The following is a 7,029-nucleotide window of genomic DNA, read 5'->3' on the forward strand; positions in this document are numbered from 1 at the left end:
CGCCGATCGAGTTTGAAATAATGGACCAACCGGCCTCACTCGCGGCCTAAATGAAGTGTCAACTAAACCTTCAGCAGTCCCGTTGGTGCTCGATCAGTTGATGCGATTAGCGGTGCGGTCGCAAAGCGGTAGCCATACTTCAGCGGGTTTCCACTCCCAGGCGATCTCCTGGCTGCGACCGTCTTCGCCAAAACGATACGTTGCTCGCTCGTGCTCACCCGTCAACGTCCAAGTATGACCGTCGACAGTCAGAGTGTAATCGCGTGCGAAACCGTGATTCTCGACCGTTCGGGCGAAATAGCGGCCAGCTTCAGCGTCCCAGCCCATCAGACTAAGCGTGTCGAACGGACCGTTCGCGCGCTCATCTTGCACGATGAAGTAGTTGCCCGAATGCCACCGGGCGGAGTGGACGCTGTTCCACGGACTCGCTCCCGCGTGCGGATTATCCAGCGACTGCTCGTCACCACCATAAGAGGTGCCCTCGGCATGCCAGTCACCCAGAAAAACTGCCAACTCTTCATGCTCAGCCATGATTCAACCCTACGTTCGGGAGCCAAACCGGGCAATCATCTGAGGTGGCCAGTGACGGATCGCCCGACCGGATGTCGGCGGTTCAGGCGTCAGCGAACCCGTTGAGCCTTCGGCTTACGGACGAAAATGCGAGCCAGTCCGGGCAGCCCAGGCGGATCGATGCTCACGTCATAGCCGGCAGTCGGGTTCTGTAACCGGCCATGCCGCCCATTTAATATGTATGCATGATCACCATCGGAACCGGAGAAACCGAACACCTCCGTCTACGGCCCGTCATCGAAGAGGATGCCGACTCGGTGTGGCTCCTGCAATCAGATGCGCGCACGAACATATACAACCCAGCCGGCCCGATGACCGACCGTTCACAGGCTGGGGAGCAAGCACGAGAGTAGGCAGCGAACTGGGTGACTGACGGACACGGGTACTGGGCTCTCGAAGAATCTCAGGTGCCTGGGGTGGTCATCGGTTTTGGGGGCATTCGGGCGACAAATTGGCGCGGGCGCCAGGTCTACAACCTGTACTACCGACTGGCGCCGGCAGCATGGGGCAAAGGATTGGCCAGCGAGTTAGTCAAGGCTGCTGTCGAGCGATGGCATGAGCTCGGCGAGTTCCTCCCGCTCGTCGCTTACACGACGGCCGCGAATCTCTCCTCGCAAAGGACTGCACTCAAAGGTGGCCTGATTAGGCGGTCCGACCTAGACGAGGTGACAAACACCTACACGGATGTCGTATTTGCTCTCGGTCTGGACTGATCGCCCCTACGAGTTCTCATTTATGAAAGAGGAAAAACGCGCGCCTCAGGAACTCCAGTCCGTATGACGTTTCTTTCGCGGGCCTCTCTGTTCGTCCGGACCGCGACCACAGGTCACGGCGCAAGTAGAAGTACCTGCGTCCGAGCCACAGCCCACGCGTAGATCTGGCACTCACGACCGCAACTGTCGAGTTGTCCAACGGACGAGGTCAGTGCAAGACTCGTTCCAAGCCGGGGGCTGCCAAGATGCAGCCCGATCACGCCATCTCAATGCCGAGGGGCGACGGAAACTCAGGGGGATCTTATGAAACGTTTGCCATCGATACTGGTCGCGGGCGTCGTAGTCGCGGTGGCGCTGTCGGGATGCCAAGCAGAGGAAACGGTCGCTCCTTTACCTCCAACCTCGGCGTCTCCGGCACCCGCCAAGACGGATGAACCCACTGCGCAGGAATCTGCTCAGGCGTGGGCCGACGAGACATTCGGGACGTTCGAGGCTTTCACGGTCACCGGTAACGGGGCGGATGAAATTGTCTTTCCCGACGACGCTAAATCTGGCTTCTACACGATCACGTGGGCACCCGGCCACTGGGTCAATGAAGACTCTTATGCGCAGGTTTATGGGGAAGACGGTACCTTCCACGAGGCCGGAACGACGGATTACCAGGGCGATGCCGCCAGCGTGGCCTATGGTTTGGACCCCACCGATGGCCCGGCGGGCTGGATAGGTGTTGAGGCCGGTGCGGGTGGCTGGTCCATTACTGTGTCGCCGATTTCGGCGCTTCCCGCACTGCCCGAGACCGGCGGCTACGACGCCTATCTGTATGCGGGCGCTGAGCAACCGGTCGTCTTCTCTTCCACAAACTCGGGGCGGGTCAACGTTCGACAGTTCAATGGCATCAATCCGACCGACAGCATCCTTCCTCAGGAAGACTTCACGGCTGTTGGTACTCTTCTCGCTGGTCCCAGCATCGTCAACGTCCAGTTGGAAAGCGTGAGCCCCTGGAGGCGGTCCACGAACTAGCCAAGGCGACACGACCTGAGCAGTGGCCGGTTCCGTCTATGAAACCGCCAATCACGCGCAGCAGAGCGTGTTCAGTTATCAAGTGAACGGTGTCCCGTAGACCAGCTGAATTCGCCTTCCCCTTGCGGGATGTTTATGCACGTGGTTGCTGTGGCGTTACGGTGAGGGAGTATGAAGTTAATTCGACGAAGAATCGCTACATTCAGCGGATGCGTTCTCGCGGCATCCGCTCTCACCTCGTGCTCGGCGCCGGACGCATTTACCGTCTTCGACGCACCGCAATCTCCAGTCGACATGCTCCCGCCTGGCGACGCATTCTCGGTGATTACAAGCATCGAAGCAGACACCACCCGACTGCTCTGGACTGATGACAACGTCAGCTACTTCGCTGCCCTCTCCGACGGTGATCCCTGCCTCATCATCTTGGACGAGGTGGAAGCGGCCAGCGCGTGCTCGACCGAGCTGCCCGTTGGCTTCGCGTTCAAGGACGGCCCCGAAATGCGGCTTGCCGACGGACCGTCCAACAGCGAACAGAACTGGACCGAGGTCGCCGACCACCTGTGGATCAGTAACTGAGGCGGGAATATGAAGTTGCACCAACGAAGGATCGTGACATTCATCGGATGCGTTCTCGCGGCATCCTCTCTCACCTCGTGCTCGGCGCCGAATACCCTCGCGGTGTTCGACCAGCCGCAGTCTGAGGCCGACACCATGCCGGCAGGCACGACGCCCAATGTCCTCGAGAGCCTCGACGCCGGCACCACCCGACTGCTCTGGACTGACGCCGGTCTCAGCTACTACGCGGCCCTATCGGGCGAAGGCGACCATTGCCTGGTCATTGTCAACGAGCTAGAAGCGGTGAGCGGATGCTCGAGTGACGTGCCCGTCATGGTGCAAGGCGTCGGTAGCATCACAATGATGCTGGCCGATAACCTCCCCGACAGCTCGGCGAACTGGACCAAGGTGGCCGACCACCTGTGGGCGGCCAACTAAAGCGCCCACCGCATTTCCTGCGTGCGGAGACGAAACCGGATCGGGCCGCGAGAAGCACTCTATTGGCGTTGATCTCGACTAAAGCTATATCAGTGAAGTGAGGCGCAGTGCGAACACACCGAAGACCGACTTCAGACGCGCGGCATGAGTTTCATCGGACGATCGGCTTACGGGCTGAGTCGGACCCTTCCATTTTATTAAGTCAGCGCGATGAACGTGCGGACGGATGACATTCCTACCCGCCGTTGTTCGCGTGCGATTGAACTGGTGTAATCAAGCACGACTGCATGGGTCGCCTTGTTTGACATTCAGGGCGTAACAGCGAATGCCTCCGACTACGTTCGTGTATCGATACAAGATTAGGATGGAATTGTCAGGCGTGGATGATAGACCATGAGTGCATGAAGCAGAAATGCACTGCTGCTCGCTTAGTCACAGCGATCGCTGTCGCGATACTTCTGGCTGGATGTCAGCAGACCGGACCCGAAAATGGGAAGGGTGCAGACCAGCCTGATGCTGTCCAGACTGGTGAGACCGCGACCTGGCGAATTAGTAAGCCTACTAATCTGGGTCGGGACAGCACTAATATTGAGGTCGTCGTTACCCGACTCGGCTGCTCCTCCGGTGTTACCGGCGAGACCCTAGCCCCTGTCGTGACGTACAAGTCAGAACAAATCACGATCCGGATTGACGTTGAACCTTTCGGCGGCGACGCGGCTGATTGCCAATGGAATGATGCCGTCCCTGTAATCGTCCAACTCGACCAACCGCTCGGGGAACGCACACTGATCGACGGCGGATGCCTACGCATTGATGCCGCCAATACCGCCGTTTGCGAATCTGATCTGCGTTGGCCAGCGTGACGCCGATCCAGCGCGGCGGGTCAATCATGTAGCAATACGCCCCGTAACCTCGGATCATCGAATTTCTGTGGATCACAGACCTAACGCTGCGCCCACAGACGCAGTTCCACGTCCACCACGAAGATTTGGCGTCCCGTAAAGGGTTCGGCTTCCGGACGCCGCCAGGGCCCTCGTTAGAATCTAACTGCCTGATGATCATATATTTGTTCTGTAACTTGCCAGATGGAAACTAGATGCTATGTTGACAGTATTGCAGGGAGGCTTCACCAATTGGGGGATACAGGATGAGCGACCGATTTGAAAGCACTCGCGATGGAATGACAGATTCCGGAGCCGCAGCTCATGCTCGATTACTGTTGAAAACCGGGGATGACGTCGGTGTCCGGGTTGGGGAGGCCATCGACGCCCGCACTCGTGCAGTTGCTGAAACCTGGATGGCTGTGGCAACCCTCACCTACGCCCTGACGTTTGTTTTGAGTAGTGCAAGCCTGGCGGCCGAAGGTTGGGCCGTGAGTCCCGGTTTCGAAATATCCGGGCTCAACATTCTTCATCTACTCTTAGTTCCCTTTTTTGTAGCGTCCATGCTCGAGATGGGACTACGTGATCAGCTGCCCGCGGTGCATGCTCGAGAAACCCGCCGTCACGGACGGCTGGTCTCGACTGCGTCTGCATTCGCGCTGATAGTGCTTCTCTGTCTTTCCCTATTTGCCGGTCCGATCTCGTTGCCAATTCTGTTCGGGATCGTCGCACTCGCCGCTTTGCCGCTCAGTACCCTCGCGCTCCGCTCGGCTCTACTGGCCCGGGCAGCCGGTGTTCGCCGCTCGGCCGCCACAACGCTGGCGCCGTTGAGCCTGAACGCCCGAGTCGTGACACTTGTACTTGGTACCTGGCTAGGAGTGCTCGGCGCAGCAGCAGGATTGTCCTCGTCCATTCCTTGGTCGATAGCCAGCGCGGCACTGATCCTTGTGATCTTGTCCACGCGAGATAGCCGGTGGGGTCTATCTCGTCTCGCCCAAGAGTGGGGCCGCACCCAGTGGATCGCCTTTGGTTGTTCTTTCCTCCTAATGAATGGCCTCGCCGCCGTGCTTGCACGCACGCACTGGGATCTAACCATCGTTGGCTTCGTTGGTGGCATTTGCGTTGCAGCTTCATTGGCAGTTGCGTCGTTCAGGCCAGCCCCAATCTGGGAGGCCTGAATGGCCGGCCATCCTCGGCACGATCTCGACGATGCTTTGCTCACACCGCTGCGCTTCTCAGTGATGGCCGCTCTGCGATCAGATGTCGAAATTGACTTCTCTTCCCTACGCGATCTACTCGAAACCGATGACTCAGCCCTGAGCAAAGCGATCAGCACGCTAAAAACCGCAGGCTATCTAATGGTGCGCAAGGGTTACGTGGGCAACCGGCCGCGTACTTGGCTGACTGCGACACCAGCTGGGTCCACGGCCATGCAAATCCATATCGCCGCTCTGCAGGCCATCGCGGCGGGGGTGCCTCCGACGGCGTAAATCAATGCCGCAATCCAAAGACAGTACAAGTACTCTCTTGGATATGCTCTGGCGAATCGAATCTGGAGTCCCCTAAGGGGTTTCGCATTCGGCATTAGAGCGGGAAGTGTCGACCGAGTGACCAGAGAGCCCAATCGTTGTGCGGATACTGCGTGCAGTCGTTCGGTTAGGCGTAGCTCTCCGGGCGCCTTCGGCGTCGGACTTGGTGAGGGTAAGCCTGGCCCCGTGTGCCCTACCCCTAGGCTGTGACTGGGGGACGCGAGCATCCGTTCTTGAAGAATTTCTACGGGCAAGAGCACGGAGCGAATCATGGAATACATCGGAAGTCGCGTCATCAACGCATCGAGGGTGGCGATTGCTAACATTCTCGCCGATATTCGCCGCCTGCCGGAATGGAATCCCGCGATTCTTTCTGTCACAGCGGTCGATCCGGTTGCGCTGATTGGCAAGCCATACCCGATTCGAGCCAAACTACCGGGTTCCCCCACGATCACCTACGAACAGGTATCCAAGGATTACGTTGTCTGGCGTCTGGACGGATTACAAGCGCATGAAACAGGCGCTTGGAAACTCGTTTCGGTTGGCGAACACAAGACTGAGGTTACCCACGCCATCACTCACAGCGGCGCCATCTTTCGCTTGCTTGCCGGCGCCTTTCGGACTGTGCCAGGTCTGAGGCTCGATCGTTTGCAGCGCCGAGCAGAACACGGTCAGGAGCGCACCAGACCGCGAGACTTGAACGATCGTCCCGAAGTTTCGGGTTGATCGTTTCAATCGCCTTCATACGACCAGGCACACTATGCATGTAAGTGCATTCGGCCCCTCAGACGGCCCTCCAGTGCTTCTGTTACACGGCGGTGGAGTAGCAGGGTGGATGTGGACCTCCCTTCGACGAACCCTCGAAGCGACGTACAAAGTAGTCGTTCCCGATCTTCCGGGCCATGGTCACAGTGCCGATGAGCCGTATCAATCACACACCGAGACGGTAGACGCTCTCAGCCAGATACTGGTGCGTGGCAGTTCGAATCCCACGGCAGTCATCGGATTCTCCTTGGGCGCACAGCTCGCCATCGAACTCGCGTCTCAGTACCCCGAACTCGTAGATCGCGTGATGGTAGTCAGCGCCCAGGCAAAAGCGATGCCCTTTGCCGGACTCACCCTTCGCGCACTCGGGGCCGCAGCACCCTTGGCGCGAAATCGCAGGTTCGCCCGACTTCAGGCCCGGGCGCTGTTCGTTCCGGCAGAGTTGATGGAAGAGTACATCGACACGAGTGCCCACATCACTGACCTGCCGCGGGTATTTCGGACAGCGGAATTAGTGGTTTCTCCTACGCTGCCAATGCTGGCTGTTGATAACCATAA

At 58.6% G+C, this 7,029-nt stretch carries 10 protein-coding genes; 9 read left to right on the plus strand and 1 reads right to left on the minus strand.

The window, feature by feature from the left end; all coding sequences use genetic code 11:
* Positions 1 to 93 precede the first annotated feature (93 nt).
* Positions 94 to 531 carry a DUF1579 domain-containing protein gene (locus CXY71_RS00565; RefSeq protein ID WP_104133795.1) on the minus strand — a complete coding sequence of 146 codons (438 nt, stop codon included), beginning with the start codon at positions 529 to 531 and terminating at the stop codon, positions 94 to 96.
* A gap of 224 nt (positions 532 to 755) precedes the next feature.
* Between CXY71_RS00565 and CXY71_RS20865 the strand changes: the two genes are divergently transcribed.
* From CXY71_RS20865 to CXY71_RS00610, 9 genes are all read left to right on the plus strand, one after another.
* Positions 756 to 923: a hypothetical protein gene (locus CXY71_RS20865; RefSeq protein ID WP_158252915.1), complete on the plus strand. Its 168-nt coding sequence runs from the start codon at positions 756 to 758 to the stop codon at positions 921 to 923.
* 12 nt (positions 924 to 935) lie between these two features.
* Entirely contained in the window at positions 936 to 1,283 is a 348-nt protein-coding gene (locus CXY71_RS00570) for a GNAT family N-acetyltransferase (RefSeq protein WP_104133796.1), read from the plus strand.
* 303 nt (positions 1,284 to 1,586) lie between these two features.
* Positions 1,587 to 2,303, plus strand: a complete 717-nt coding sequence (locus tag CXY71_RS00575) for a hypothetical protein (protein ID WP_104133797.1) — start codon at positions 1,587 to 1,589, stop codon at positions 2,301 to 2,303.
* Between the two features lie 171 nt (positions 2,304 to 2,474).
* On the plus strand, positions 2,475 to 2,879 hold the full coding sequence (locus CXY71_RS00580) for a hypothetical protein (RefSeq protein WP_146071557.1): 405 nt from the start codon (positions 2,475 to 2,477) through the stop codon (positions 2,877 to 2,879).
* A gap of 33 nt (positions 2,880 to 2,912) precedes the next feature.
* The gene (locus CXY71_RS00585) at positions 2,913 to 3,296 is read left to right on the plus strand and encodes a hypothetical protein (protein WP_146071558.1); all 384 of its coding nucleotides are present in this window, start codon (positions 2,913 to 2,915) and stop codon (positions 3,294 to 3,296) included.
* A gap of 1,180 nt (positions 3,297 to 4,476) precedes the next feature.
* Positions 4,477 to 5,355: a hypothetical protein gene (locus tag CXY71_RS00595; protein ID WP_104133801.1), complete on the plus strand. Its 879-nt coding sequence runs from the start codon at positions 4,477 to 4,479 to the stop codon at positions 5,353 to 5,355.
* Positions 5,356 to 5,667: a transcriptional regulator gene (locus tag CXY71_RS00600; protein WP_104133802.1), complete on the plus strand. Its 312-nt coding sequence runs from the start codon at positions 5,356 to 5,358 to the stop codon at positions 5,665 to 5,667.
* A 309-nt stretch (positions 5,668 to 5,976) separates the two neighbouring features.
* Entirely contained in the window at positions 5,977 to 6,432 is a 456-nt protein-coding gene (locus tag CXY71_RS00605) for a hypothetical protein (protein ID WP_104133803.1), read from the plus strand.
* A gap of 109 nt (positions 6,433 to 6,541) precedes the next feature.
* Positions 6,542 to 7,029 (plus strand): alpha/beta fold hydrolase (locus tag CXY71_RS00610; protein ID WP_233204311.1); only part of this gene is annotated, 488 nt, incomplete at its 3' end.

The sequence above is a fragment of the Cryobacterium sp. Y62 genome (assembly GCF_002929785.1).
Classification (GTDB): Bacteria; Actinomycetota; Actinomycetes; order Actinomycetales; family Microbacteriaceae; genus Cryobacterium.